We start from the raw sequence: 26427 nt of genomic DNA, 5'->3' as shown, positions 1-26427 counted from the left end.
GGGAAGTCCGTTCCCGAAAGCTGAGTTTTATTTTTCAGATTAATCCGGTTGTCGAAATTTTACTTTTTCCCAAATGAAAAATTCATCGTCGTGCCAATTCTGAACACGGTGTGTTTGTATTTAAAACCTTCAAAGCTATTGGCCACTTCCACGCGGAACGGAAAACGAATGCCAATGTCCAGTGCATAACCCAGCTCTCCATAATTATTCGAATCGGGCGTGCGCAAGTAATGGGCAAAAAAGTTTTCCTTAATCCCCATAATCCGGAACCAGGTAATCTGGGTTAGCAAAAACTTACGTAACTCCGCCAATGCGTGTGCTTCCACAAATCGCTCCGAAGTACTGTAACGATAATAATCGAGCATTCGGAATGTTCCAACCGGATCGCCATACTGGAAGAAAAACTGGTTCCCTGCAAAATGCTGATAATCCGGAAACTGTACATTCCTACCATTTAAAAATGCACCCGCGGCGACTTTATAACTTAACTTGCTTCGCACACCGGTATCAAATCCGTGCGCTATCCCCACCTGAACAAAGTCAAAATTCACTTCGCTCCCAAAGACATCAATCCCCTTCCGGTAACTAACTGAAAGCTTCGGCGAGTCATCATCATAAAATGTAGTTTTTCCCTTTTGCGTACGGTATTTCTGCCACGGTTTGTAAAATGCCGACAAGCCCACCGTTAAAGCCCGATGTCCCAGCTTTTTGGGAAGCCTGGTACCGGATTCATCTGCCAGCTCCTCATTGACGGGAATATTGGAGGTAAATGTTCTTTTCTGCCAGTCAATCCAGTTGTATGGATTTGTATTACTCCTGTTGCTTAAAGCACGGCGATTGGCGTATTCAATATTTGCTTTTAACTCAAAGTGCTCATTTTCACGGCTGGTTCTAAAATCCAGTCTGATAAAGTTTTTCTCATAGATTTTGATAAAATTCCTTTCCAAAAATAAAGTCGTCAGACTGTTGAGGATCGGATGCATCGGGTTTTCAGGATTGAACTGCGCCACCGTTTTTCCACCCGAAATATTAATGGTATTCTGCTTCCAGTTATAATCCACACCACCGGTTGCAAACAACTTTTCCCGGGCAAATGAATAACGCGTCAGTCCACTGAAAGTCCACGTTCCTGCGTCTCTGACGGTATATCTTTTCACCCCGTTATTTGAAATCTGGATTTCGTCCGTTTCCTTTTTAGGCTGATTCCCTTTTTTATACTTCAATTTAAAACCTCCGCCGTTCAGCACCCATCCTTCCACTGTATTAACCTGCAACCCCAAAAGCGGGCTCACGTACTCCAGCCTCCACGGGCTTTTCTTTCCTAAACGAAAAGTATGTCCCGTAATCAGATTCCCCAAAAAATCTGTCCCTCCACCTTTCTTTTTCGTCGTATCGGCTTTGGCAATGAGCAGGCTATCGCGCTGTTCCTGCGTGCCTTCTTTCATCACGATAATGCTATCCAGTCGGATATAACTTTTCACTTCGGCAACCGTCAAAGGAACCGAACGGATGGAATCCCAGAAAGCCATACTTCTGTTACCCGCCATGGAATCAACCGAGGTCGAATCATTTCTCGTAAAATTCAGATCAATATCTTCGCCCTTTTCCTCTTTCTTTTTCAGGTCCTGTTTTTCATACTCCTTCATCAGCTTTTTGAGATTTTTCGCTGAAAATTCTTTCTGTTTACTAACTACCTCTTCCAGTTTCTGCGACTTAATCTCACGTGAGGACAAGCCGATTTTCCTTGCTTCTTCCTTTTCTTTCTTCCCGTCAACCACGACAATGTCGGCCTGAAAAGCCGGATTAATTTTCAGCTTTGAAAATGTCTGCGAAATAACCAGATCTCCCTTTCCCTTGATACCATAAATCCCGCCGTTCACATGAAATTGTTGATTAATCGGCATCCATACGCCCTGTATGGGACTATAAACCTGTTTGATTTCGATATTAAAACCGGTATTGACCGTTTGCAGATTCAGGCTGTAAATACTCCACAGATTCTCGGTAATATAAATGGTCCCTCGGTAAACACCTTCCCCGTACGATCTCGGGGTTACCTTAATCTTATTGATCTCAACGCCGTTCTCCCGAAAGCTGCCCTCATATTCAAACTTGTAATAGGTAAAAGCTCGCGGCGACAACGGAGAGACAGCTTTCACCACTTCCGGCTGATAGAAACTCGTCAGAAAATACTGGTTCGCATTTGCGAAGTTTTTATCCTGGCTATTCCTGGCAGCAATCACCCGTTGTTTGTAAGTATTCGGCTGACGAAAAGTTACCTCTGAAACGCTCTCATTCAAAATAGGAACACCTTTTTTGAAATTCGATTCCTTTTCCATTTCCTTCAGTTCCTTTTTATACAAAAATTCCAGAGGAAGGTCAGTGATCACAAATGATGATTTTGAATAGGCTTTGGCCGTATAACTTTCCACCTGCAAAAAATGGTACCGGCTTTTGGCAATGGCCCTCCGCATGATGGTATATGCCGGATCTTCGCCCTTATTCCCGATCCGGACCTCACCCAAATTATAGGCCTGTTCTTCCATCGTCAGGTCAAAAGTCTCCATCTTGTTTTCAATGGTAAACGCTTTCTGACCCGTTTTGAAACCGAGATACTGGAAAATGACCTCATAATAACCCGGTTTAAGATCAAGCTGGTACTTCCCTTCTTCGTTGGAAATCGTGCTAACGTCCGTGCCTTTCACCACAATAGCGGCAAAGGGAAGCGGATCACCCTTTTTGGTTTTAATAACACCTTTCAAACCTGTCGATGCAATACTGGTCTGTGAAAAACTCTGAGTAACCAGCAGGAGAAAACATAAAAAAGGGAAAATAGAACGGTTCTGCATATAGGTACTTTAAAAGTATTCGATTTTCATGGCTGTAAAGCAGATGAATTTCCCTCCTTACAAGTTGCTTCCCGTGAAAATAATTAAAAAATAACCCGGGTCAAAACCTCTACCAGATCACTTTCTGTAAATGGTTTGGCCAATAAATCATTCATGCCCATGCTTAAACATTTCTGTCTTTCTTCTTCGGATACATTTCCGGTGTACCCTATGACAGGAATTGCTGATTTTTTGCCGTTTTCATCATTTCGAATCAGTTTTGTCAATTGCAGGCCATCCATTTTGGGCATTTGTACATCCGTAATAACCAAATCGTACGATGCTGATTTAAATAACTTGTAAGCCTCTTCCCCATCTGACGCGAGGTCGTACCGCACGGCATTTTTATCCATCAACCTACTCAACAGCAAGAGGTTGATCTTAATATCATCAACCAGCAAAATTCTCTTATCTTTCAGAACGGAAGCAATTACCGACAATTCTGTCTGTTCAGCATTGGCAACTGACACCGCTTGTGCGATCACCAGAGGCACTTCCACAGTGAAAACAGACCCCTTCCCAAGCTCGCTTTTTACACCGATACTTCCTTTGTAAAGGTCTACAATTCGCTTACTGATCGCTAAACCAAGTCCGGTCCCCAATTCCCTTGACGGATCATCGGGTGTTTCAATCTGCGTAAAATCTTCAAAGATCTTTTTCAGATTTTTACTGGCAATACCCACCCCGCTGTCTTGTACGGTAATTTTCAATATGCCTTGTTCCTTCTCAGCTTCTTTCTCAAATACGGCATGGATGCTAATATGCCCACCGACCGGTGTAAATTTGATCGCATTGGTTAGCAGGTTAATCACCACCTGTTTCAAACGAAAATCGTCCCCATTGAGCATCAGTTTGGGATCCAGTTCGAATTCCTCCGTCAGCTTAATTTCTTTATTATCTGCCAATATCGACAACATGCCCACCACACCACGCAGCATGCCAAGTGGATAAAACTGGTGAATGATGAGTTTTATCTTACCACTTTCAAACTTCGAAAAATCAAGAATTTCATTTACCAGCATCAGCAGCACATCCGAAGAATTTCTGATTGCATCCACTTTCGAACGCAGTTCCGTCGTCAGTTTTTCTTCCCCAATCTGCCTGGAAAAACCAATGATGGCATTAAGAGGCGTCCGGATTTCATGCGAAACATGTGATAGGAAATCCCCCTTTCGCTTCGCCGATTTTACAGCAAGATTACTGTACTCCAATATTTTACGTTCACTTTTATACAACCGAACGATATTCCAGATGATCATCAGCGTCAGTACCAGCACGATGGCAATATTACCCCACGACAGCTGATTAAGCTCTGCAACTTTATCGGATGTCTGTAATAATAGTGACATTCTCAACGTTTCAACATGATTAACCTCCTCATTTCGCAGCGCTTTCAATGCTGACTGAAGGTTTGAGAAAATTTTATTATTAATTGCCAACAATTCCAGTTCAGCCTTGTTGAGCCTGACACGCGCCCGTCCAAGGTTCCCCTCGATCATTTTTTCATTTTGATATTCCGATATTTTCATGACCAGTGCCAACGAATCTTCGATGGTCAGATAAGATCGCATCGCTCTCACCTTCACATGGCTGCTGTCGTCCGATTTATTGGCAACAGCTTCAACCAACCTTCTCCACAACCTCTTTTTTACCTGTCTGGGCGCAACCTCAATCGAATCGATTTTTGCAATTCCTCTGGTTCTCCTGACCGTAAAAGGTGTGTTTTTGTTTGAAACTTTCAGAATTTTTTGTGGCTCGTGCAATACAAGCAGGCTGTCCACCATTTTCTTTAAGGAAATAAACTCCTCATTTTTGAGTTGTTTGCTCCATAGCAACTCAGGCAAGTAAAGGCTGGAAAAAAATGATTGTTTTTTCTTCTCTTCCTGAAATTGCGTCAGGATGGATGAAACTGTTTTCATCTGCCTGTTGTACTTATCCAGGTATCCGGAGTCAGCCGTAATGGCGTACAACCTGCTGTTATTCTCCGCCACATATAAAACCGAAATACAAGTATCTATTCTTCGGTAGTTATTATCACCATTTTGCAGGACATGGATGTTATGCTGAACAATATCCGATTTTGAATTCGTGATCAGCGTTAAAAACACAAAAGATGCTAGTATTAAAATTAGGGTTATTGTCCAGGCAAAAGATTTAAGGGATACCGTTTTTATATCACTTTGCATTGTTGAGAGTTGTAATTAAGTTATCAAAGTTAACAGTTAGTTTAACTCCCGCAACTAATTTATCACTCACAAACAATAAGTTACAACTAATTCTACAAATTAATGATGTATTAATTGTAGAATAATCCGTCATTCACTGAACGTTTATTTTACAATTATTTGCTACTACTTTCTCCCCAATTGTTATGGTAAACCGATGCAGAATGAATATAATGAAAGGCTGAATAGAACATATCGCGAATTTTTCCTTGGAGGCTGAATCTTCCAAAATCAAATCCTTACACAGTTCAGAGTACACTCCCAATTTTATCTGATCAATGGATGGACACTTACAATAGTAAACATCCTCGTTGATCAATGAAAGGACTTACTCCAAATCAAAATTGTATCTTACTGAAAAAGAAGACGATGAAAGAAAAAGAACTAACTATTAAAAACCATACTTTAGTCTACATTTCCAGTTACTAATTATGGTAAGCCTACAATTAGTAACTTACGATTACTTTAATAAGTTACTAATGTATATTTATTTATATATTTGGTAACTCCTTTAAGGAATAGTATAGTGACATAATCTCCTCTAATTTGAAACTACATATACCCTCTCTTGACTATCTCCGCGGCTTTGCAGCGATAGCAGTTTGTCTTTTTCATTTTTCTGACAAACTGGATTATCTTCCCGGGATAAATTTATTCAAGCAAGTATTCAGCTACGGTCACTTCGGTGTAGAAGTATTTTTTATGATATCTGGTTTTGTTATACCTCTGTCAATGTATGCGGGTAATTATACATTGCAAAAAATATCAATATTCATGAAGAAAAGACTCACTAGAATAGAGCCGCCTTATCTTATTTGTGCATTGCTTGCACTTTTTTTAAATTACCTGACAACTATCAATCCAACCTATTCTGGTAAGCCCTTCACTTTGGACATCCCACAGCTTTTATATCATGTGGGATACCTCAACACGTTTACGGATAAAGATTGGCTCAATCCGGTGTTTTGGACTTTGGCAATTGAATTTCAATATTATCTCCTAATCGCTCTAATATTTCCCCTGATCAATAGCAAGAATAATCTTATCTGGATATCAACATTGCTGATATTCAACATATTATCATTTTATTCAAATAGGAATCTTGTTTTTAACTTCTCGGTTTACTTCACTGTTGGGATAGTGATATTCAGGTATGTAACAGGTAATCTTAATCTTTTTGAGAAACTCTTATGTATTGCTGCAGTACTTGGATTTGTTGTCATGAGATATACTTATACTGAATTGTTGGTAGTTATTCTTACATCCATTGCCATCCTAACACCTATACGTGTAACACTTTTTGGTACATTTATCAGCAACATTTCTTTTTCACTTTATCTTTTACATTTCCCAATAGGACTTAGGGTTATCAATCTTACACAAAGATTTACCAATGACGAAGTAATCAGACAATTAATGATTTTTGCTGCATTGCTAATCAGTGTGCTGGTATCTTACTATTATTTCAGATTTATAGAGAATCCATTCCGTAAAATGTCTCAGAATATTAAATATAAAGAGACGGCTCAGAAATTAGAGACAGAGCAGGAACTTGTTTCTTCATAAATATAGTCAAGATGGACCTCAATGACCTTTTTTGTAAACACCGATAGCTAGCATTAAGGAAGAAAAAGAAATTATCCAACAGACCTTGGCCATCCTATATCCATTTGGAGGCCAACTTAGTTTGACAAACCCGGATACTAGCCGAAAGCTGCCCAAAGAGACCACCAGCTCGCGGTATACCAGCTCAGCAAAAACACCTTCAAGACTTTAATACCATCTACCAACTTGTGAGATGGCAAGAGACTTATATAGAAACACAGCAAAATATTGTTGAAATTCAAGCAAAAAAATACGCTTTTTAGAATGAATAACAGAACATATTTCTTCCTGATTTTGATATTGGGAAGCCTTACAGCACTCGGTCCTTTTTCCATTGACATGTATCTTCCCGGATTCCCGGCCATTGCAAAAGATCTGCATACCACCGCTGCCAAAGTATCGCTTTCGCTATCAGGTTTCTTTATAGGAATCTCTGCCGGACAATTGTTATACGGCCCGCTGCTGGACAGATTCGGGCGAAAAAAGCCTCTTTTTATTGGTTTGACGGTTTACATCCTGGCCTCGGCAGGTTGTGCACTTTCGACAAGTATCGATATGCTGATTGCCATGCGTTTTGTACAGGCTATTGGGAGTTGCGCCGCTGCGGTGGCTTCTGTGGCCATGGTTCGGGATCTTTTCCCCGTTAAAGACAGCGCAAAAGTCTTCTCCCTGCTGATGCTCGTTGTCGGTGCTTCGCCGATGATTGCTCCAACCCTGGGCGGTTATGTCACGGCGGCATTTGGCTGGCAAGTCGTTTTCCTGATCCTTACTGGTATGGGTGTGGCTATCCTGGCCGCAAGTATTTTATGGCTTCCGGATAGCTTTAAACCCGACACTTCGCTTTCTCTGAAACCCCGGCCAATCATCCTCAACTTTTTGTCCGTCATCCGTGAGCCGCAGTTTTATACTTATTCGTTTACCGGCGCCATCGCTTTTTCCGGATTGTTCGCCTACGTCTCCGGTTCTCCGCTGGTTTTTATGGAAGTATTTCACACCGATGAAAAAGTTTATGGCTGGATATTCGCGTTGTTATCCGTAGGGTTTATCGGTGCAAGCCAGTTTAACACATTGTTGCTGCGAAAATATAAAAGTGAACAGATCATCAATACCGCGCTGATATGCCAGCTGCTTGTAAGTTTCACGCTGGTTTTCGCTTCTTTTAATGGTTTACTTACACTCATAGCTACCATTGTTCTGCTGTTTCTCTTCCTGTGTTGTATCGGCCTGACGAACCCGAACGCAGCCGCGCTTTCTTTGGCACCCTTTTCCAAAAATGTCGGCAGTGCTTCAGCGTTGATGGGAGCCATTCAAATGGGCATGGGTGCGTTGATATCGGTGGCGATCAGTTTATTTGAAGAACCCTCTACCCTGCCTATGACGGCCGCCATGGCGGGCTCCTCATTACTTGCACTTGGTATGTTATTGGTCGGCAGAAAAACCATTGCACAAACGATAGAAGTTGAAGCCGGCGCGGACAGCAGCATGATTCATTAACTTGTTATTTTTCAGTATAAAAGATACGGCTTTATCCTGTCGTTCCATTCTTCAACCGAAAGGAGCGACGGGATGATTTCGTTAAATACTTCCCACGGTTTTTCAAATAGCAATGCCGCATTCGGAATACCCGTTAATAAATCCAGATGTTTTTCGCCGGTCGGGTTTACATGTGTCGGATACGGAGCCCACTGAAAGTCACCAGGATGCATATCTTTCACCATTTTGATAAATAAAAGTGCTGCAAAAACCGGTTTAAAAATCTCCCGGTCTGTTACATGAAACATCACACCATGACAAAGTTTGTCTCTGTATTTCCCGGCGGTCGGCGTAAAAGTTATATTGCGCAAAACCAAACCAGGTACCGATAACCTGTTAAAATAGTCAACCAAAACCTTCGTTTTCATCCAGGGTGCACCGGCAATCCGGAAAGGCGTGGCAGTCCCCCGGCCTTCGCTGATATTGGTTGCCTCCAGTAACCCCAAACCGGGATAAAGCAAGACAGCTTCCTGACTCGTCATGGCTGGTGAAGTCGGAATAAACGATTGCTGCCAGTCCTGTTGAAAAGATGAACGCTGCCACCCTTCACTCCGGATCACTTCCAGCCGTAAATCAGGAAATTTTTCTGACTTCCAATAAGTTACCAGCTCTCCCAAAGTACAGGAATGGCGCAGCGGCATATTCCATCTTCCAATGAAAGAGCTGCACCAGGTTTCATCAAGCATGGGTCCTTCCGCCAACAACAGATTTCCTGAAACCGGATTCGGCCTGTCAAGAACAATGAGTCGTTTCTTGCCCTGGTTACAGGCTTCCATCACGTGAGTAAGCGTCCACAGGTAGGTATAAAACCGGCAGCCAACATCAGGTAAATCCAGCAAAATCCCGTCCAGATCTTCAATATCTTCCAAAGCAGGGCCCAACTTATCACCATACAAACTGACCACAGGCAACCCTGTTTGTTCGTCGGCGCCGTTCCTCATCGACTTTCCGTCTTCGCCAATGGTATCCAAACCGTGTTCCGGCGAAAACAATCTGAGAATCTTAAATCCTGCCGATAGCAGTGCTTCTCTTGATGGCTGATAAAGTGAAGTCGTTGCAGCATGATTCGTTACAAAACCGAACCGCATCCTACTATACGTGTAAACTTTTTCCAGAAAAATATCGACACCAAAACGGACAGACATGGCATTATTGTTGAAAATTTGAAAACAGCTTTTATTGATTATCTTCAAAGTAAATACTTATTAAACTGTAAACAATCTGCCCTATGTTCAAAGTAACTGTTATTTACCCGCATGCCGCCGAAGATGACTTTAACGTAGCTTATTACCTTGACGTCCATACACCCCTGGTAAAAGAGCTACTTGGGCCCTTCGGATTAGTTAAAGTTGATGTAGAAATTGGCGTTTCAGGGCCTGCTCCCGGATCAGAGCCGCCTTACAAAGTGATCTGCGGAATCTTTTTCCCCGACCTCCAATCCTTACAGGATGGACTCGCTACCGAAGGAGGAACGCTGATTGGCGACATACCCAATTTCACATCGGTGGTCCCTGAAATGCAGATTAGCCAGGTTCAATAATGGTTTGATTGCCCATGAAACAAGAAGGGACTTCACTGTCGTCAACAGCAAGTCCCTTCTTTTCATTTTATTATTTTAACGATTACCGGCTTGCCACGCACTAAACCAGCGAATATTCATGCACCGGACAAACAGCAGCCGTCATCAGGCGTTTCCCAGTTCCTCTTTGGAAGAAATAATCCAGTCGTCCCAGATTAATACCAGCAAAACCAACCTGGTTAACTGTCGTAATTTTACCGTCAAGATTTGTGATATCTTCCGGCGCCTTCATAAAAGTATGCGTATGACCGCCAATAACCAGGTCGATATGCCGCGTTGATTTCGCCAGTATCTGATCGGATACCTTATTTTCTTTGTATTTGTACCCCAGATGAGAAAGACAGATAACCAGGTCACATTCGTGATCATTTTTCAGGATTCCGGCCATTTCATTGGCCTTTGCAATCGGGTCCTGATAAACGATATCCCCGTAATTCTTTTTATCAACCAGACCGGCCAGTTCAATCCCAAGGCCAAAAACACCGATTTTCAATCCCTGTTTTTTAAAGATTTTATACGGCTGCGTCCTGCCTTTTAGGTCCGTGTTATTGAAATCATAATTGCTGACCAGAAACGGAAATTTCGCATGGGGCATTTGTTTTACAAAACCGGCGATCCCATTGTCAAAATCATGATTCCCCATCGTTGCCGCATCATATCCCATGTCACTCATAAGCTTCATTTCCAGTTCACCGCCAAACATATTAAAGTAAGGTGTCCCCTGAAATATATCTCCTGCGTCCAACAAAAGGACATTTTTCTGTTCTGCGCGGATCTTTTTCACCAGCGCTGCCCGCCGGGCCACACCGCCGAGACCTTGATTTCTGGACCCATCCATGGGAAAAGGTTCGATCCGGCTATGCACATCGTTGGTATGTAAAATGGTAAGCTGTACCGTTTCATCCTTCGCGAAAGCAGCAAAAGGACTCATTGCAAAGAAAGCAGCCGCCGCGCTGCCACTTTTCAGAAAATCCCGGCGACTAGTCGTTGGCAACAATAATTCTTCCATCTAATTTCGTATTTATGGTTTTTCCTGCACGGGTCAAACCGCTGATGTAGTCTATCAACGCATCACGCACTTTTTTATCAATCACTTTACTTTCCACCGGATTACTCAAACAATCCAGATTATCGCCGCCATTGGCCAGGTAATCATAGGTTAGCAGTTTATACTGTTGGTTGATATCAAAAGGTTTTCCGCCGACAAACACATCATAAGCCTTTTTATCTTTTATTTTCATCCGGATACCCGCTGTCGGCTGTCCTTCCGACCGCGCGATAAAGTCAATGACTTTCTGAGTATTTGCACCCGTCAGCGTCAACACCACCAGTTCGTTTTCAAAGGGCATAAGCTCAAATGCGTGGGAAACTGTGATAGCTCCCTTGGGGAAAGTGGTGCGCAAACCACCCTTTGTCGCCAGCGTAAACTGAATACCTGCATCCTTTTTTAAGCCCTCGGTTAAAATTGCCTCTGAGAAAAAGTCGCCCATCAAGGTTTCAGGGTCAGAAGGCTTGGTAAGCGCTACTTCGCTGCGGCCAATGACACGGCTCATTTCGGCTTCAACCCGTTTTTTATAAGGCAGATAATATTTGATCAGCGAAGAATCAACGCTGGTTTGCTGGTCGATCGCATATTCCTTGTACTGGTTTCCGGAAACAGAAAAATGACGATTACAGGAAAACAACAGGGCAAAACCTGCAAGAAGGCTATGCGCAACGTATCTGTAAATTTTTGAAGAAGACATAACAAGAACAATCGGATTGAATTACAAAAGTAACAGCAATTGCTGCAGGTTTCGTGAATGCCCCAAAATTTGACATAAAAATAAAATAAGTGTGCAAGTGTGGAACAGGTTAAGGACTTTAAACAACCATTTCTCCGTAGTAAACGTCAACTAGTTCGAGCACATTTTTAACACCAAGTTTCTCAAAAAGAATTGACTTATGCGTTGCCACCGTTGAAACTTTAATATCCAGGTGATTGGCAATTGACGATACCGTCTCGCCTTTTATCAGGTAATCCACAATTTCTTTCTGACGTTTGGAAAGCCTGTCATGGACCGATTTCGAAGGCATATCCCTGTGTCTGGCAGAGGGATTCTTTCTTCTGTGAACATTATTCAGAAAGGTTTCCTGCGCCATCGCTTCGAGTAATTCCAGACACAGATAGCGGTTTTGGCTGAGCACCTTTTCCATAGCCTTAATAATTTCATTGCTTGGAGCTCTCTGGGTAAGAAACCCGTTAGCTCCGGCAATCAGGTAATTCATGGCGTAGGAATAATGCAAGTTTTGAGCAAAAATCAATATCCTCGTTTGGTCCCTGAACTGGCGGATTTCATTGATTAATTCTTCAACGTCCTCTTCGATATTCCCGATGATGACGAGATCAAACTTTACTCCGCTTTTTACATGCCGTGTCACCTCACTTACGGTACTTTTCACGGATAAAACTTCACAATCAAAGTTGCCGGATATTATCTGATTTAAACCAATTCTGACAATCGCGCAACTGTCAACAAATAATATCTTCCACTTATTCATAATGATTTACGAACGGACAGGCTAGCAAATATCCGTTTTAAAAAGTTGACAAAATTTAAATTCCGCTATTAACTGTAAGCATTAATAAAGCAGCTAATACACATTTACGTTTTAGAATCCCAAATAGATTGCTACCGCCTGAAAATATTTCATCCGGATTCCAGCTGTACTAAATTTCTTTTTTTATCGACAAAAAACATCCAAAACGCGCTCAATCAGCTGATTTTAAATTATTTAAAAATAGCCAACGGAACCATTCCCAGTCCATGTCTTGTTAAAAAGATTCGTGGTGAAAAGGATAAGGATCGTACAGAAACAAGTTTTCGTCCTTTTCGACGTTTTATTTATCGTTTCCCATGGTCCTCCTTACTGAATCTTATTAAAAAAACTTTAAGTATTCGAGATGACAAAAGCACAGGTAGTAGTATTGGTAATGGGTGTTGCGCTTAGCGTTTCCTTTGGTTTTCAAAAAATAAATCCACTTTCAGTTTCTCAGCAGCAGGCTCCTCAGGACACTTTAACAGTCCTTCACGACACGGTTTCTAAGCCAGAATGGGTCGCACTCTACGATTCTCTTGATCTGAAAGAACGCGGACTTTCGGAAGCTGCTTTCCAGTATGCCTGGTATGGCTTCCACAAAATGAACCTGGGAAAACACATCATGGCCATTGCCGATTTCAGCCAGTCGTCCACCAAAAAGCGATTGTATGTGATCGATTTTATACAAAAAAAGTTACTGCTCAATACATTCGTGGCTCACGGACGAAACTCCGGCCAGGAATTTGCCAAAAGTTTCTCCAACGATAATTCCTCTTATCAGTCAAGCCTCGGTTTTTACAAAACACTGGGTACCTATCAGGGAAAACACGGCCTTTCACTGCGACTTGAAGGGGTTGAAAAAGGGATCAATGATCGCGCTTTTGAACGTGCTATCGTGATGCACGGAGCCGATTATGTAAGCGAAAACTTCATCAGAAACACCGGCCGCCTGGGAAGAAGCCAGGGCTGCCCCGCCGTTTCCATCGCGGATCACAAAAAGCTGATCGACCTTTTGTACAACGGAGCAGGATTATTCATCTATTCGCAAAACCAGGCTTATTTCAAAAAATCATCGCTGTTAGCGGGCCTTAATCTAACCAAAGAAAAGGGTCAGAACTTGGGCGCATCTCTTTTGTACACATCTGCAAAGTAAAGCAGATCTCCTTTTGCGTTACAGTCCGCGCCCAGATATAGGAGAAACACAGGAACTCTTTTTTTTAGTTTATGCCATTTAGGGGGCAGCGAAGCGGTATCCGGTTCGGTCAGTGAGTCATTTTTCAACAATTTTTCACCTGCCATAAAATTGGCCAGTTCAGTCGGATGCTGCACCCGAACACAGCCGTGACTTCTCCAGCGCTGATTGCTCTTGAAAAGATATCTTGCATTGGTATCATGCAGATAAATGGAAAGCGGATTTTTTATCTCGACTTTCAGGAGTCCCAGAGCATTATCCTCCCCGGTTTCCTGACGAAAACGGTAGGGGAACTTGTCAGCCGTCATTGATTCCCAATCGACATCCTCTGGGTTTAGCACCTCTCCTTGTCCATTAATTATTTCGATTTTATTTCTTGAAAGATAAGATGCGTCTTTCGAAGCCTTCGGGAAAATTTCCTTGATGGCAATACTTTTAGGCACATTCCAATACGGGTTTGTTACGATACTCGTGGCATAGGTATCCATAGTGGGTGTCGGTGTTTCCCGCTTTCCGGCCACGGTCCGCATCGTAATAATATCCTTTCCACCAGCCTCCATACCCGTAAGATAGGCACCACGAATGTTGACCATCACCACACGCGGCGCCCCATTTGCCTGGCGGCGAATCCAGCGGTAGGCATTCAGCGATTCCGCAACAAGAGCCGCACTATCCTGCTTATTTTCCTGAATTAGCCTGGTGTAATGTTTTTTGAGGTTTTTATAAACCGAAAACTCAGGTTCCAGCTTTTGCAGGACCTTATCCACCTCCTCGCCTTTAACCAGCTCTTCGGCTGCTTTTCTCAAAATCGCCGTGTCGGCCTTTACTTTTTTGTTGACATACCGTATCGAGGGTTGATGCCCATAACCTGTTTCTTCCAATAATGCAAAAACACGGGCGGCTTCTCCTACCGAAAATTTCTCTGTTTTTATCCCTGCATTTTCTGCATACGATAGCAATTTAGTGTAATATTTCTCCTTGCTCAATTCCTGTGCAAGCTCTTCCCTGGTCATTTTTTCAGCGTCTTTCTTACAGGATTGCAGAATAACGCACGAAAAAAGGATGGTAAAAGAAATGTATTTAATTCGGGACATACCGGATGGTCGTTGCATGCTGAAAAAGTAAGATGGTATTGTTGCACACAATAAAATTTCCGTGCTACCCGATGCAAACGAAAACACTGAACTATAAAATATTATATATTAACAAGTTAAGCATTAATCATTACTTTCCCGTTTTTAAAATCACTGAGAAAGATGGGGAAATTCATGAACACGATCCGATAGATTTAGCACAATTTTCCGCAAAATCCGGTTTCAATAAGGGTGAAGAACAAGATTTTCAGGAACTTATTCTCCGCTTAACCTCTTTTATGTGCATTGTTACGCATCCTGAATACACAGTAATGAATTTGTCAAAGTACTACGTCTCCGCGCTTTCTTCCTTTGCAATTTGGGGATTTTTCAGTTTGGCTTTAAAAGCGCTTCATGATTATCCTTCCTTGGACATCCTGTTTTACAGAGTTTTTTTCTGTGCTGTTTTTATGCTGGTTATCGGTCTCGTTTTCAGGACAAAAGTTTTGAAACACAACATTGAGCTATTTAAGGCATTGTCGCCGAAACAAAAGAAACAAGCTATTCTCCAAACATTAACCGGCGGACTTTTGCTTACGGCCAACTGGTTCTTTTTTATATACGCCGTAAACCATATCAGTGTTAAAGCCGGGGCCCTCGCTTACCTGGTATGCCCGATTTTGACGACTGTCCTGGCCTATTTTATTTTACAGGAAAAACTAAACCGCTGGCAATGGATAGCGGTTGCTTTGAGTGCTTTCAGCTGTATGTTATTATCCATCAATCACGTTGCCGATCTTTTGTACAGCCTGATCATCGCCTCCTCATATGCACTGTATCTGGTTATCCAACGGAAAAACTTTGGTTTTGATAAATTTATCCTGCTCACTTTACAGATTTCATTTTCGGCCATGATCCTGCTTCCGTTTTACCCGGAATACAGCGCCGCCATACCCTCCGAATATTCATTTTATCTGATCATTACCTTTATCGCCGTCATCTTTACGATCATGCCTTTGTTCATGAACCTTTATGCCTTACAAGGCGTAAACTCGTCTACGATGGGCATTTTACTTTACATAAACCCGCTGATCGGTTTTATGATTGCCGTGTTTTATTTCAAGGAAGAGATTACGGTCTTGCAGCTGCTGGCGTACGGGGTTATTCTTTTGGCCATCATTTTATTCAACAAGCATCATTTCCCAAAAACAAGAGGCGGAGAAACAAATCACCTGGTTGTCAAATCATAAGCTTACAAGATTCTTATACCCGTGTAAACACCTGTTTTCAGAATCAGGTGTTTTACGGCTGTTCCGAGACTATCCAACCTGCTAATTTTGATTTGTCTTAGAAACGAATTCTTGGACGGACAAATCAACGTAAACAAAAAGAAATCATGGCTTATCCTCTTGCTCACATCATTAATTCTACTGCCTTCGCCGCTTCCGGAACCGTGCATTATGCCAGCGCCTTTTGCAGTAATGACAATTTCTCCATTGCCGCCCATGGCCAATGGACTGCCAGTAGTCGCGGCGTTTGTCTGATTACAGAAATATCTGTAACGGTGTATGTAAACGGTTCGCCGGTTAATGCAACCCCGTACACTTCGTCAGGTACTTCTTACAGCCAGTTTGCGGTCGTCCAGACCGGACCTAACAGTTTTGCAGTTACCCGCATGACCACGGCGGTGGACAATGTCGACCTGGGCGAATTGGAACCCGATCCTGTCGAGAATCAAAAGTAAACAAACAGTACCCCCTCCTCGGTCAGGGAGCTGTACTTCATGTGCGGCTCCCTGATCTTTTTTAGTATCTCAACGATGCGGCATCTGGTAAACGGCAGCCTCGTTTCTTACTATACGCACAATGACTGCATGGCTTCCCTTTTTTGACTTCAGACAAATGTCTTAATTTAATGATACAATTTATTGTTAATGAATAATTTGCATTTATCATTGCGATACGTTTATTTACCATAATAAATTATTTCTCACATTTCAATTCACATTTTATGGGCAAATACGTAATTACCAAACGTGCAAATGGAGAATATCAGTTTAATCTCAAAGCAGACAATGGACAAGTGATCCTTGCCAGCGAAGGTTATGCAGCGAAAAGTTCCTGTGAAAACGGCATTGATTCTGTAAAGAAAAATTCACCGGATGACGCACGCTATGAAAAGAACACATCAAAAAATGGCAAATATTATTTCAATTTAAAAGCGGGCAACGGCCAGATCATCGGCAGCAGCGAAATGTATGAAAGTACAGCCGGAAGAGATAACGGCATCGAATCCGTCAAGAAAAATGGTCCAACAGCAACCACCACCGATCAATCAAGCTAATCGGCTAAACCATAAAACTTTATCAGGTCTGTGTTTTTCACAGACCTTTTTTATTGATGATGCGAGCACCACGGTTAAAAAAATAAATTCGCTCAAAATTAAATGGTTCATTAATTATATTTGTTATTATAGATAAATCTCAGAACAAACAATAATAAAATATAATGAATTCAATAGATTATTTAAGAAATGAGATAAAATACTACTTTTCCGAGTCCAGCGAACTGCTGCTTTCCAGCGTGTATGCACAGAACCGGCAATTTAATTTTTATTTCAAAATCATGGATAATAGTCCATTTCTGCTTTATCTGAACTGGGATGGTGATTATGATCGGTTTACGTTAAAATGTCTTGAATTCGCCAGTCCTGAAACACTCAACCGACTCATGGCGGATTACCCCGAAAAGGGTGCCGGAGCCTTTAACGAAGGCAAACCTAAGGTAACCGTTTCATTTATCTGCTATGGTGAAAACAAAGTATCTGTTATTGATTTAAAAGGCCTTTCGCACACCGATATCCATTCCGGTGATATATCCGGAGTAAAATTAATGGCGTTTGTTGATCCGAAGCAGGGAGTTTGAGTGAAATTACAATGGGTAGATCACAAACATATTAAAAAAAACCTGCGGAAATTCTGGCATTAAAAAGTATGATAAACCTTCCTAAAATGTAAAAACAAACTAGCAAACAAAACAGCCAGCCCGTTTTTTGAAACGATGCTGGCTGTTTTGTACTTCTTTTTTTGTGACCGCGACGGGAATCGAACCCATATCTAGAGTTTAGGAAACTCCTATTCTATCCGTTGAACTACGCAGTCAAAAAATTGGTACCCATATTCCTATGAATACCAATCGGGGTGCAAAATTGGAAAAAATCCGATTCAATTACAAATACTTATTCTTCTGATTGTACAGGAGAATAACCTAAATCAAGCCAGTTGGGATATATCGCGAAGTGTTTTTCTTTCACTAGCGCGAAAAGTACATTACGCAGCTCTTCCATATTTTCTTTTTTCCGGGCAGAAATAAACACAACCTGGTCCGCCTTATGCGACAAATAACTTTTCTTTAGCTGGCTTAAAGTATTTTCAGGCGTAATTTCTTCTTCCTCGGGCTTCTCCTCTCCCTCCCAGGTTTCTTCCTGAGGCGCAGGTTTGTAAAGGTCAATTTTATTAAAAACAAGAATCGTCGGCTTATCCGCGGCACCAATATCAATCAGGGTATTATTTACTACTTCAATATGTTCCTCAAAAGATTCATGCGCAATGTCCACAACATGCACGAGAATATCCGCTTCCCGGACCTCATCCAGCGTTGATTTGAAAGACTCGATAAGCGTCGTCGGCAGTTTCCTGATAAAACCAACGGTGTCGGTCAGCAAAAAGGGAACATTTTCCATATTCACTTTGCGTACCGTAGAGTCCACGGTAGCAAATAACTTGTTTTCCGCAAAAACATCCGATTTGGAAAGCCCCTGCATCAAAGTCGATTTCCCTACATTGGTATAACCCACGATAGCAACACGTACCAGACGGTCGCGTTCCTTACGTCGGGTCATGCTCTGGCGATCCACTTTTTCCAACTTCTCTTTCAGAAACGCAATCCGGTCTTTTACAATACGTCTATCCGTTTCAAGCTCCGTTTCCCCCGGACCGCGCATCCCCACTCCTGCGCCCGACTGGCGGCTTAAGTGCGTCCAAAGTCTGGTCAGACGTGGGTACAGGTATTGGTATTGGGCAAGCTCCACCTGTAATTTCGACTGCGCCGTTTTGGCACGCATCGCGAAAATATCCAGGATCAGGAGACTCCTGTCCAACACTTTAATATCCTTAAAAACAACTTCAAGATTTCGCACCTGCGACGGAGAAAGATCATCATCAAAAATAATCATGTCCACAGGGTTCGCAGTTACGAAAATATTTATTTCTTCAAGTTTCCCTTTTCCTACATAGGTCTTGATATCAGCGCGTTCAAGGTTTTGCGTAAATTTCTGGACGGTTTTTACACCCAGCGTAGCTGCCAAAAAATCCAGCTCTTCCAGATATTCCTTCGTTTTACCGCTGCTTTGTTTTTGTGTACTCACAGCCACCAGGACTGCCGTTTCCTGCTTTACAGCGGTTGAAAATAATTTACTTTTATCGATCATTCAGAATAATGTTATTGTTCTGGCTTCCACGTTTGGTGAGTAACCAGTCCTTTTTTGTACAAAAAGGTAGTTAGAAAACGGAATATAATGTTCAAAAGTTCAAGTACATCCGGGATGAAGATACAACTAACATGCTGGTATTCCTGTTTTTTATTTGAATATAAAAAAAACAGTTTTGTATATTTGTCAAAACACATTAAACCTATGTTGGTGATCATCCCCGGCTTACTTTAAGCCACTCCGTCTTTTTAGTCCTAATTTCCAGGCCATTTTCTGCGCGTTTTTAAAACGTGTAGATCCTTATTGTTAATCTGATTTTTTCTTTTTATACATGAAAAAGTGGCTTCAACTACTTCGTCAGGCCTTAGGTGGGTCCGAAGAGAGTTTCACGGACGGAAGTATCAACCGGGCAATTTTCCTTTTATCTGTTCCAATGATCATGGAAATGGTCATGGAATCCCTTTTTGCGGTTGTTGATATTTTCTTTGTTTCGAAAATAAGCATAGAAGCGGTTGCGACCGTAGGACTTACCGAATCGGTTATTACACTGGTTTATTCGGTTGCCATCGGGTTAAGCACTGCTGCAACGGCAACCATCGCCCGGCGTGTCGGCGAAGGCAATAACGCACAGGCCCGGCGGGCCATCGGCCAGGTTATCCTGATTTCCCTGGGAATCTCATTCCCCATAGCTTTGCTCGGTTTTACGTTTGCCAGCGATATTCTACATCTCATGGGGGCCGACCGAAAGGTGATCGAAACCGGGACTATTTTTGCCCAAATACAGTTCCTGAGTGCGCCCGTTGTGATATTGCTCTATTCATTAAGCGGTGCTTTGCGCGGCGCAGGATCCGCAGCCACCGCCATGCGTTCACTGATCATTGCCAATGGCCTGAATATGATCCTTGGCCCGATTCTTATTTTCGGTTTGGGCCCCTTGCCAGCACTTGGTGTTGCCGGTGCCGCCATCGCAACGGCCATGGGACGCTCTGTTGGCGTTGGTTATCAGCTTTATTCGCTGACCCGCGTTAATACCGCGTTGGCATTTGTCCTGAAAGATTTAAAACCGCATAAGGAAACGATTGTGGCGCTCATTAAAGTTGCCACGGGCGGAACCGTACAATTTCTGATATCCTCGGCAAGCTGGATTTTCCTGACCCGTATCCTGGCCGAATTTGGCAGCGATGTTGTTGCGGGATATACCATTGCCATCCGTGTAATCATGTTTACGCTTTTACCTGCCTGGGGACTGGCGAACGCCGCCGCAACGCTGGTAGGACAAAACCTGGGTGCAGGAAAACCGGAGCGTGCTGAACTTTCCGTCTGGCGCTGTGCTTCCTATAACCTGTTTTTCCTTGTTGGCCTATCTGTTTTTATGTTCATTGGAGCAGAAACGATCGTTGGATGGTTCAGCCCGAATGCTGAAGTAATTCATACCGGAAAACTTGCGTTGCGGGTTTTGTGCCTTGGTTATGGATTTTACGCCTATGGCATGGTGGTTATCCAGTCGCTCAACGGCGCTGGTGATACCAAAACCCCGACGATTCTTAACCTGATCTGTTTCTGGATGATCGAAATTCCGCTGGCATATCTGTTAGCCATTGTATTTGCATTAGGTCCCATCGGTGTCTTCATTTCCGTTCCGGTGGCTGAATCCTGCCTGGCTTTGCTGGGAATCTGGCGTTTCAAAGCGGGAAACTGGAAAACCGTTAAAATTTAAAACCAAGAACCTCTATGGACAACGCGAACACCGGAACAGTCCGTCATTACATCGAGACGCGGTTCCCCTTTTTCGAACCTGCGCTGAAAGACAAAATTGAAGAAGTTGCTCTGTTAAAACATATCCCAGCAGGAGAATTGATCATGCGGCAGGGACAATACATCAAGTACACCGTTCTGGTTGCTGAGGGCGTTGTGAAGCTTTATCGTGAAGGTGATGACGGGGAAGAAGCTTTTATTTACCACTTAAATCCGGGGCAGGCCTGTGCATTATCCATCATTTGTGCAGCCAAACAGGAGACCAGCCAGGTTTTGGGAAAAGCGCTGGAAGACACCGTCGCCATCATGATTCCGGTTTCCGTTATTGATGAGCTGATGAAAAATTACAAAAGCTGGTATTATTTCGTTCTTGAAAACTACCGTGACCGCTTTGATGAACTACTCACCCTGCTTGACCACGTGATGTTCAAAGGCATGGACGAAAGGCTCGAATTTTATCTATCAAACCAGTTTTCACAAGCCGGTAAAAAGGACATTACCATCACGCATCAGCAAATTGCCAACGACCTGAACACATCCAGAGAGGTTGTTTCCAGGCTGTTAAAAAAAATGGAAACGGATAAAAAAGTGAGACTGAACCGAAATGCGATCGAATGGCTGAAATAAATATTTCAGCGTGATAATTGTCACAGACTACCGCTGTTTCTCTTCCGAGCTTTGTCAAAAATCTTGGAGAGAAATGGAAATACTTGGCTATCTGGCGTCTGTTTTAACCGGGGTATCGTTAGGCATGATCGGCGGCGGCGGGTCGATCCTGACGGTACCCATTTTGGTCTATCTGTTCGCTGTCGACCCGCTAAATGCCACAGCTTATTCTTTATTCATTGTGGGCATTACAAGTCTGACAGGTGCTTTACCACTATACAAAACGGGCGCTGTCGATTTAAAAATGGCACTGCTCTTCGGTATACCTTCCACACTGGCGGTAATATTTGCAAGAAAAATAATCCTGCCGACGATTCCTCAGGAAGTATTATTGGCCGACAACCTAATCCTTTCACGATCGCTGTTCATCATGCTGTTCTTCGCAACGGTCATGATTTCGGCTGCATTGTTAATGGTTTTACGCAAAGAAAAAGCTTTCAAAAATATCCAGAATCCTACCCCGGCAAATCAAAAACTGATCATACCCGAAGCAATCCTCGTTGGGACAATATCCGGTATTTCGGGAGCGGGAGGAGGATTTCTGATTATCCCCTTCCTGACAATTCTAAACAAAATCCCGATAAAAAAGGCGATTGGAACCTCCCTGCTCATCATTGGCGTCCAGTCCATGCTTGGTTTCTTTTCTGAGATCAACCTCATAAGACCCGACTGGCTGCTGATTTTGAAGATAACCCTTCTTTCCGTTTCCGGCTTTTTCGTCGGAAATTACTGGTCCGATAAATTCTCAGGTACCGCATTAAAGAACACCTTTGGCTGGTTTGTACTCTGTATTGGAATTTATATTATTCTGAAAGAGTTACCGTATTAACATCACCGCAACCGGCTCATTTTTCGTTTTAAGCAAACAAAAAGACTGACTTTTTTAACCCTGAGTGACTAAAATCACATACGCTCTTCAATTTTTACCCGAATTTTGAGTATTAATAAAACAAACTAACGCAGAAATCCTTCGAAATCTTTTTCTGCAAAAAATCCAATGATGATGAAAATCGAACAAATATATACCGGCTGTCTGGCTCAGGGAGCTTATTTCATTTCTTCCAACGGTGAAGCCGCCGTGATTGATCCGTTAAGAGAAGTTGCCCCTTATATCGAAAAAGCAAAACGTGAAAAGGTAAAAATCAAATATGTTTTTGAAACCCATTTCCACGCCGATTTCGTTTCGGGACATATTGATCTTGCCGAGAAAACAGGGGCCGAAATCATTTACGGTCCGGAAGCGAATACAGGCTTCAAAGCCCACATCGCCTATGACGGGGAAGTATTTCAGCTTGGCGAGGTCACGATCAAGGTTCTGCATACACCAGGCCATACGATGGAGTCTTCCTGTTATCTGCTATCGGATAAAAACGGGAAAGAGGTCGCACTTTTTAGTGGCGACACCTTGTTTATCGGCGACGTCGGCCGCCCAGATCTGGCTCAAAATGGAAGTATGACCCAGGACGATCTGGCCGGAATCCTGTTTGATAGCTTGCGTACTAAAATCATGACCTTACCTGATGCTGTAACTGTATACCCGGCGCACGGTGCAGGTTCGGCTTGCGGAAAGAGTATGAGTAAGGAAACGAGTGATTCTTTGGGAAACCAGAAAAGGTTCAATTATGCACTCCGAGCCGATATGACCAAAGAAGAATTCATCAGTGAAGTAACATCCGGATTGACTGAACCACCGCAGTATTTCCCTGAAAATGTAAAAATGAACCGGGATGGCTATGAAAGTATCGATACCGTATTGGAACGCGGGGATCAGGCTTTGTCACCAGACGCATTTGAAGCGAAAGCGAATAATACGGGCGCGTTGATTCTGGACACCCGGAAACCTGAAGATTTCGCCAGGGGTTTTATTCCAAATTCGATTAACATTGGTATTGATGGCGGTTTTGCGCCCTGGGTCGGGGCACTTATTCCTGACCTGAAACACAATATATTGCTCGTAACGGAGCCTGGCAGAGAAGAGGAAGTTGTCACCCGCCTGGCCCGTGTCGGGTATGACTATGCAATTGGTTATCTTAACGGGGGATTTGATGTCTGGGAAAAAGCAGGAAAGGAAGTGGATTCGGTGACCTCACTGTCTGCCGACGAATTCGCGGAGCGCTATAATGCCGGAAACGTTAAAGTAATCGACGTCAGAAAACCGGACGAGTTTACATCCGGGCATGTTAAAGGTGCCGAGAACATTGCACTGGATACGATAAATGACAATATGTCGGCGCTCTCGAAAAACGAAACCTTGTACGTACACTGTGCAGGTGGATACCGGTCCATGATCGCGGCATCCATTTTAAAAGCCAGAGGATTTGACGATGTCGTGAATATTGAGGGAGGTTTTGGCGCAATTAGTAAAACAGCGGTATCTTTAAATTGATTATTTCAGCCGGATTCTTGCCGGCGTTCTTTTTAGACAAAAACAGGTGGCTCCAATGGAGCCAAATTACACTTTTTCTGATTTGTCCGGCTATAAACAGGACGCCCCTATTGGGCCGAAAACGTACGAAACATTGGGTAAAGAAATTAATCTTATAAACCAAAATCGGCCCGATCAGAGCTTCCTGTTTATAGAAAAAAGTACAGAACATTGGTCATGCAAGTTAATTGCATAAGTTCCAATCGGCTCGATCAGAGCTTCCTGTTTATAGAAAAAAGTAAATTATCAATGTGCCTGGCTCCATCGGAGCCTCCTGTTTCGATATCGTTCATCAATAAAATACAATCTGATTCATTCGACAACTTTATATGGAAATCTTCGAACTCCTCCACAAACCCTGGCCCTGGTATATTGCCGGCCCGATTATCGGTTTTACTGTCCCGGTTTTACTTCTTTTAGGAAATAAATCCTTTGGTATTTCCTCTTCCTTACGGCATATCTGTGCCGCGGTGATTCCCGCCAATATTTCTTTTTTCAAATACGACTGGCGTAAAGAAGCCTGGAATTTATTCTTTGTAGCCGGTATCACCATCGGTGGATTTATCGCTACCTATTTGTTAACCAACCCGGATTCACTGATCATTGCAGATGCAACGAAATACAGTTTAACACAATTGGGAATCACCGATTTTTCAGGATTAATGCCGAAAGATCTGTTTTCCGTTGACAATATTTTTTCTCTGAAAGGATTAATATTTTTCGTTTTGGGAGGATTTCTCGTTGGATTTGGCACCCGTTATGCCGGTGGCTGCACATCCGGGCACGCCATCATGGGGCTTTCAAACCTGCAATGGCCGTCGCTGATCGCAACCATATTTTTCATGGTTGGCGGCTTCTTTTCTACCTGGGTTTTATTACCCTGGTTATTGCAATTGGTTAACTAATTTCTCACGTAAGACGTCAAATCATTAAAATATGACAACCATTAAAGGTAATTCAGCCGAAGAAATCAAGCTTTTGAATAAGGAGCAGGACGGTTATGATGGCACCAATCAGCAAACACAATCGGAAGGTTTTGCCGGTAATTTAAAATATCTGATCGTCGGTGTTTTTTTCGGAATCGTATTTGTAAAGGCTGAAATTGTATCCTGGTTCCGAATCCAGGAAATGTTCCGTTTCGATTCCTTCCACATGTATGGCGTTATCGGCTCGGCCGTTGTTGTGGGCCTGCTTTCACTGCAAATGATCAAACGGTTTAATATCAAAACGGTTAGCGGGGAAACGGTTAGTATTCCGCCAAAACAATTTAACAAGGGACAGATCTATGGCGGATTTATGTTTGGCCTCGGCTGGGCTATTACCGGCGCATGTCCGGGACCCTTGTTTGCACAAATTGGAAGCGGTTTTTTAGTCGTCATCATAACCCTTCTCAGCGCAATCGCAGGAACCTGGACTTATGGCCTGCTCCGGTCCAAACTACCGCACTGACTATATTTTTCTGGCAATCAGATAAAGCTGTTCGTCACCAAGCATAAACGGATCGGCTTCCAGATTCCCAAATGCTCCGATCACTTTCAAACCGGCTGACTGAAACATAAAATTCAGCTCACCCAAGGTGTAAATATGCTGACGAACGGTGTGCGTAACTTTCTCCGTTCCTGAAATGAATGTCTGTTCGGCTTCGATGAAACCTTCCTCCGGATGATACTCATTTTGGACAAGATAGGTAATATCACCTGCTACGGGCATCCAGTTTCTAACCTGAAAATTTGGAAAAATACTTTCAGCAAGATTTTCCGTATGGATGGCAAACTGCCCGCCTGTTACGAGCAGGTCAGCGATTTTTTGCAGGAATTTCTGCATATCCTCCCGGGGGAAAAAGCTAAAACTATTGCCGATACAATAGGCCGCATCAAAGGATTTTTTTTCAAAAGAGGTGGCCAGAATATCGTCACAAATAACGTTTACGAACAAACTCTCCTGTTTGGATATTTTTTGCAATTCGTCGCAATATTCTTTTGACAGGTCAATGCAGGTCATCGTTATACCCAGATCCGCCAAAGGCAATGCGTGACGACCATAACCGGCCATCACATCAAGCACCCGGCTGCCTTCTTTTAAATCCAGGGTATCACGTAAAAAATCGACTTCGTATTCGGTATACTCTTCGTCCTGATTTAACTTCCATGCCTTCTGTGGCAAACCTTCAAAATATGTATGATACCAGGCCAATGTTTCTGCTCGATTTAATTTATGCAAAAATAGATTAATTTATTTAAACGCAGAGGAAGGGGGAGGTTTTATCAAGGGTGAGTTAACGCCTGATATTATTTTTAACGCAGAGGAAGTGGAGTTTTACGCAGAGTCCGGGAGTTATCAATTTTATCAAAAAAAACTCAGCGCACTCAGCGAAAAAACTCATCTAACGCTGCGTTTAAGAAAAAAATTACACCAAGA

The 26427-nt window shown here is 42.8% G+C and carries 23 protein-coding genes and 1 tRNA gene; 14 read left to right on the top strand and 10 right to left on the bottom strand.

The features are described 5' to 3' along the window. Nucleotides 1-59: 59 nt before the first annotated feature. Nucleotides 60-2849 carry a DUF5686 and carboxypeptidase regulatory-like domain-containing protein gene (locus RB622_RS21255; RefSeq protein WP_308048674.1) on the bottom strand — a complete coding sequence of 930 codons (2790 nt, stop codon included), beginning with the start codon at nt 2847-2849 and terminating at the stop codon, nt 60-62. Between the two features lie 83 nt (nt 2850-2932). Beyond that, the gene (locus tag RB622_RS21250; protein WP_308048673.1) at nt 2933-5074 is read right to left on the bottom strand and encodes a response regulator; all 2142 of its coding nucleotides are present in this window, start codon (nt 5072-5074) and stop codon (nt 2933-2935) included. A gap of 585 nt (nt 5075-5659) precedes the next feature. Here RB622_RS21250 and RB622_RS21245 point away from each other — a divergent pair. After that, nucleotides 5660-6679: an acyltransferase gene (locus RB622_RS21245; RefSeq protein WP_308048672.1), complete on the top strand. Its 1020-nt coding sequence runs from the start codon at nt 5660-5662 to the stop codon at nt 6677-6679. A 303-nt stretch (nt 6680-6982) separates the two neighbouring features. Next, a complete protein-coding gene (locus tag RB622_RS21240) occupies nt 6983-8212 on the top strand; it encodes a multidrug effflux MFS transporter (protein ID WP_308048671.1) in 1230 nt (409 codons plus the stop codon). 11 nt (nt 8213-8223) lie between these two features. On the opposite strand, the gene RB622_RS21235 is transcribed toward RB622_RS21240, so the two are convergent. Continuing rightward, nucleotides 8224-9396: a DUF1343 domain-containing protein gene (locus RB622_RS21235; RefSeq protein WP_308048670.1), complete on the bottom strand. Its 1173-nt coding sequence runs from the start codon at nt 9394-9396 to the stop codon at nt 8224-8226. 83 nt (nt 9397-9479) lie between these two features. On the opposite strand from RB622_RS21235, the gene RB622_RS21230 reads away from it, so the two are divergent. Next, on the top strand, nt 9480-9791 hold the full coding sequence (locus RB622_RS21230) for an EthD family reductase (protein WP_308048669.1): 312 nt from the start codon (nt 9480-9482) through the stop codon (nt 9789-9791). 100 nt (nt 9792-9891) lie between these two features. On the opposite strand, the gene RB622_RS21225 is transcribed toward RB622_RS21230, so the two are convergent. The 3 genes from RB622_RS21225 to RB622_RS21215 form a co-directional block, all read right to left on the bottom strand. After that, entirely contained in the window at nt 9892-10839 is a 948-nt protein-coding gene (locus RB622_RS21225; RefSeq protein ID WP_308048668.1) for a metallophosphatase, read from the bottom strand. Next, the gene (locus tag RB622_RS21220; RefSeq protein WP_308048667.1) at nt 10811-11575 is read right to left on the bottom strand and encodes a 5'-nucleotidase C-terminal domain-containing protein; all 765 of its coding nucleotides are present in this window, start codon (nt 11573-11575) and stop codon (nt 10811-10813) included. The genes RB622_RS21225 and RB622_RS21220 overlap by 29 nt, the downstream gene beginning before the upstream one ends. A 118-nt stretch (nt 11576-11693) precedes the next feature. Continuing rightward, the gene (locus tag RB622_RS21215; protein ID WP_308048666.1) at nt 11694-12272 is read right to left on the bottom strand and encodes a response regulator transcription factor; all 579 of its coding nucleotides are present in this window, start codon (nt 12270-12272) and stop codon (nt 11694-11696) included. A gap of 502 nt (nt 12273-12774) precedes the next feature. Between RB622_RS21215 and RB622_RS21210 the strand changes: the two genes are divergently transcribed. Continuing rightward, nucleotides 12775-13563, top strand: coding sequence for a murein L,D-transpeptidase catalytic domain family protein (locus RB622_RS21210; protein ID WP_308048665.1), 789 nt, complete (start codon nt 12775-12777; stop codon nt 13561-13563). On the opposite strand, the gene RB622_RS21205 is transcribed toward RB622_RS21210, so the two are convergent. Then, complete coding sequence (locus RB622_RS21205; RefSeq protein WP_308048664.1) at nt 13521-14714, bottom strand: L,D-transpeptidase family protein; 1194 nt, start codon at nt 14712-14714, stop codon at nt 13521-13523. The genes RB622_RS21210 and RB622_RS21205 overlap by 43 nt on opposite strands. 53 nt (nt 14715-14767) lie before the next feature. On the opposite strand from RB622_RS21205, the gene RB622_RS21200 reads away from it, so the two are divergent. The 4 genes from RB622_RS21200 (at nt 14768) to RB622_RS21185 (ending at nt 17599) form a co-directional block, all read left to right on the top strand. Beyond that, on the top strand, nt 14768-15925 hold the full coding sequence (locus RB622_RS21200) for an EamA family transporter (RefSeq protein WP_308048663.1): 1158 nt from the start codon (nt 14768-14770) through the stop codon (nt 15923-15925). 146 nt (nt 15926-16071) lie between these two features. Continuing rightward, a complete protein-coding gene (locus RB622_RS21195; protein WP_308048662.1) occupies nt 16072-16419 on the top strand; it encodes a hypothetical protein in 348 nt (115 codons plus the stop codon). A gap of 266 nt (nt 16420-16685) precedes the next feature. Then, complete coding sequence (locus RB622_RS21190; RefSeq protein ID WP_308048661.1) at nt 16686-17018, top strand: YegP family protein; 333 nt, start codon at nt 16686-16688, stop codon at nt 17016-17018. Between the two features lie 164 nt (nt 17019-17182). Next, on the top strand, nt 17183-17599 hold the full coding sequence (locus RB622_RS21185; RefSeq protein ID WP_308048660.1) for a hypothetical protein: 417 nt from the start codon (nt 17183-17185) through the stop codon (nt 17597-17599). Between the two features lie 164 nt (nt 17600-17763). On the opposite strand, the gene RB622_RS21180 is transcribed toward RB622_RS21185, so the two are convergent. Together RB622_RS21180 and hflX are read right to left on the bottom strand one after the other, a co-directional pair. Continuing rightward, nucleotides 17764-17835, bottom strand: a tRNA-Arg gene (locus RB622_RS21180). 77 nt (nt 17836-17912) lie between these two features. After that, nucleotides 17913-19163, bottom strand: coding sequence for a GTPase HflX (gene hflX, locus RB622_RS21175; protein ID WP_308048659.1), 1251 nt, complete (start codon nt 19161-19163; stop codon nt 17913-17915). Nucleotides 19164-19494: 331 nt separating this feature from the next. Between hflX and RB622_RS21170 the strand changes: the two genes are divergently transcribed. The 6 genes from RB622_RS21170 to RB622_RS21145 all read left to right on the top strand — a co-directional run bounded on the left by RB622_RS21170 (nt 19495) and on the right by RB622_RS21145 (nt 25458). Further along, on the top strand, nt 19495-20880 hold the full coding sequence (locus RB622_RS21170) for an MATE family efflux transporter (protein ID WP_308048658.1): 1386 nt from the start codon (nt 19495-19497) through the stop codon (nt 20878-20880). 14 nt (nt 20881-20894) lie between these two features. After that, nucleotides 20895-21545, top strand: coding sequence for a Crp/Fnr family transcriptional regulator (locus tag RB622_RS21165; RefSeq protein WP_308048657.1), 651 nt, complete (start codon nt 20895-20897; stop codon nt 21543-21545). Nucleotides 21546-21618: 73 nt separating this feature from the next. Beyond that, the gene (locus RB622_RS21160; protein ID WP_308048656.1) at nt 21619-22413 is read left to right on the top strand and encodes a sulfite exporter TauE/SafE family protein; all 795 of its coding nucleotides are present in this window, start codon (nt 21619-21621) and stop codon (nt 22411-22413) included. A 174-nt stretch (nt 22414-22587) separates the two neighbouring features. After that, nucleotides 22588-23970, top strand: a complete 1383-nt coding sequence (locus tag RB622_RS21155; RefSeq protein WP_308048692.1) for a rhodanese-like domain-containing protein — start codon at nt 22588-22590, stop codon at nt 23968-23970. A gap of 368 nt (nt 23971-24338) precedes the next feature. Then, nucleotides 24339-24914: a YeeE/YedE thiosulfate transporter family protein gene (locus RB622_RS21150; protein ID WP_308048655.1), complete on the top strand. Its 576-nt coding sequence runs from the start codon at nt 24339-24341 to the stop codon at nt 24912-24914. Nucleotides 24915-24945: 31 nt separating this feature from the next. Then, complete coding sequence (locus RB622_RS21145; protein ID WP_308048654.1) at nt 24946-25458, top strand: DUF6691 family protein; 513 nt, start codon at nt 24946-24948, stop codon at nt 25456-25458. Here RB622_RS21145 and RB622_RS21140 read toward each other — a convergent pair whose 3' ends face one another. Then, on the bottom strand, nt 25459-26229 hold the full coding sequence (locus RB622_RS21140; RefSeq protein ID WP_308048653.1) for a class I SAM-dependent methyltransferase: 771 nt from the start codon (nt 26227-26229) through the stop codon (nt 25459-25461). Nucleotides 26230-26427: the final 198 nt, after the last annotated feature.

Origin of the sequence: Dyadobacter sp. LHD-138 (assembly GCF_030929615.1) — a bacterium.
Taxonomy (GTDB): Bacteria; Bacteroidota; Bacteroidia; order Cytophagales; family Spirosomataceae; genus Dyadobacter.
Note: the sequence above shows the minus strand (reverse complement) of the source record. Positions and strands in the feature narration are given on the sequence as shown.

Excerpts from the sequence above, each read along its gene's own strand:
- RB622_RS21255 (WP_308048674.1), bottom strand. The coding sequence starts at position 2,849 with ATGCAGAACCGTTCTATTTTCCCTTTTTTATGTTTTCTCCTGCTGGTT.
- RB622_RS21250 (WP_308048673.1), bottom strand. The coding sequence starts at position 5,074 with ATGCAAAGTGATATAAAAACGGTATCCCTTAAATCTTTTGCCTGGACA.
- RB622_RS21240 (WP_308048671.1), top strand. The coding sequence starts at position 6,983 with ATGAATAACAGAACATATTTCTTCCTGATTTTGATATTGGGAAGCCTT.
- RB622_RS21235 (WP_308048670.1), bottom strand. The coding sequence starts at position 9,396 with ATGTCTGTCCGTTTTGGTGTCGATATTTTTCTGGAAAAAGTTTACACG.
- RB622_RS21230 (WP_308048669.1), top strand. The coding sequence starts at position 9,480 with ATGTTCAAAGTAACTGTTATTTACCCGCATGCCGCCGAAGATGACTTT.
- RB622_RS21225 (WP_308048668.1), bottom strand. The coding sequence starts at position 10,839 with ATGGAAGAATTATTGTTGCCAACGACTAGTCGCCGGGATTTTCTGAAA.
- RB622_RS21220 (WP_308048667.1), bottom strand. The coding sequence starts at position 11,575 with ATGTCTTCTTCAAAAATTTACAGATACGTTGCGCATAGCCTTCTTGCA.
- RB622_RS21210 (WP_308048665.1), top strand. The coding sequence starts at position 12,775 with ATGACAAAAGCACAGGTAGTAGTATTGGTAATGGGTGTTGCGCTTAGC.
- RB622_RS21205 (WP_308048664.1), bottom strand. The coding sequence starts at position 14,714 with ATGCAACGACCATCCGGTATGTCCCGAATTAAATACATTTCTTTTACC.
- RB622_RS21200 (WP_308048663.1), top strand. The coding sequence starts at position 14,768 with ATGCAAACGAAAACACTGAACTATAAAATATTATATATTAACAAGTTA.
- RB622_RS21195 (WP_308048662.1), top strand. The coding sequence starts at position 16,072 with ATGGCTTATCCTCTTGCTCACATCATTAATTCTACTGCCTTCGCCGCT.
- RB622_RS21190 (WP_308048661.1), top strand. The coding sequence starts at position 16,686 with ATGGGCAAATACGTAATTACCAAACGTGCAAATGGAGAATATCAGTTT.
- RB622_RS21185 (WP_308048660.1), top strand. The coding sequence starts at position 17,183 with ATGAATTCAATAGATTATTTAAGAAATGAGATAAAATACTACTTTTCC.
- hflX (WP_308048659.1), bottom strand. The coding sequence starts at position 19,163 with ATGATCGATAAAAGTAAATTATTTTCAACCGCTGTAAAGCAGGAAACG.
- RB622_RS21170 (WP_308048658.1), top strand. The coding sequence starts at position 19,495 with ATGAAAAAGTGGCTTCAACTACTTCGTCAGGCCTTAGGTGGGTCCGAA.
- RB622_RS21165 (WP_308048657.1), top strand. The coding sequence starts at position 20,895 with ATGGACAACGCGAACACCGGAACAGTCCGTCATTACATCGAGACGCGG.
- RB622_RS21160 (WP_308048656.1), top strand. The coding sequence starts at position 21,619 with ATGGAAATACTTGGCTATCTGGCGTCTGTTTTAACCGGGGTATCGTTA.
- RB622_RS21155 (WP_308048692.1), top strand. The coding sequence starts at position 22,588 with ATGAAAATCGAACAAATATATACCGGCTGTCTGGCTCAGGGAGCTTAT.
- RB622_RS21150 (WP_308048655.1), top strand. The coding sequence starts at position 24,339 with ATGGAAATCTTCGAACTCCTCCACAAACCCTGGCCCTGGTATATTGCC.
- RB622_RS21145 (WP_308048654.1), top strand. The coding sequence starts at position 24,946 with ATGACAACCATTAAAGGTAATTCAGCCGAAGAAATCAAGCTTTTGAAT.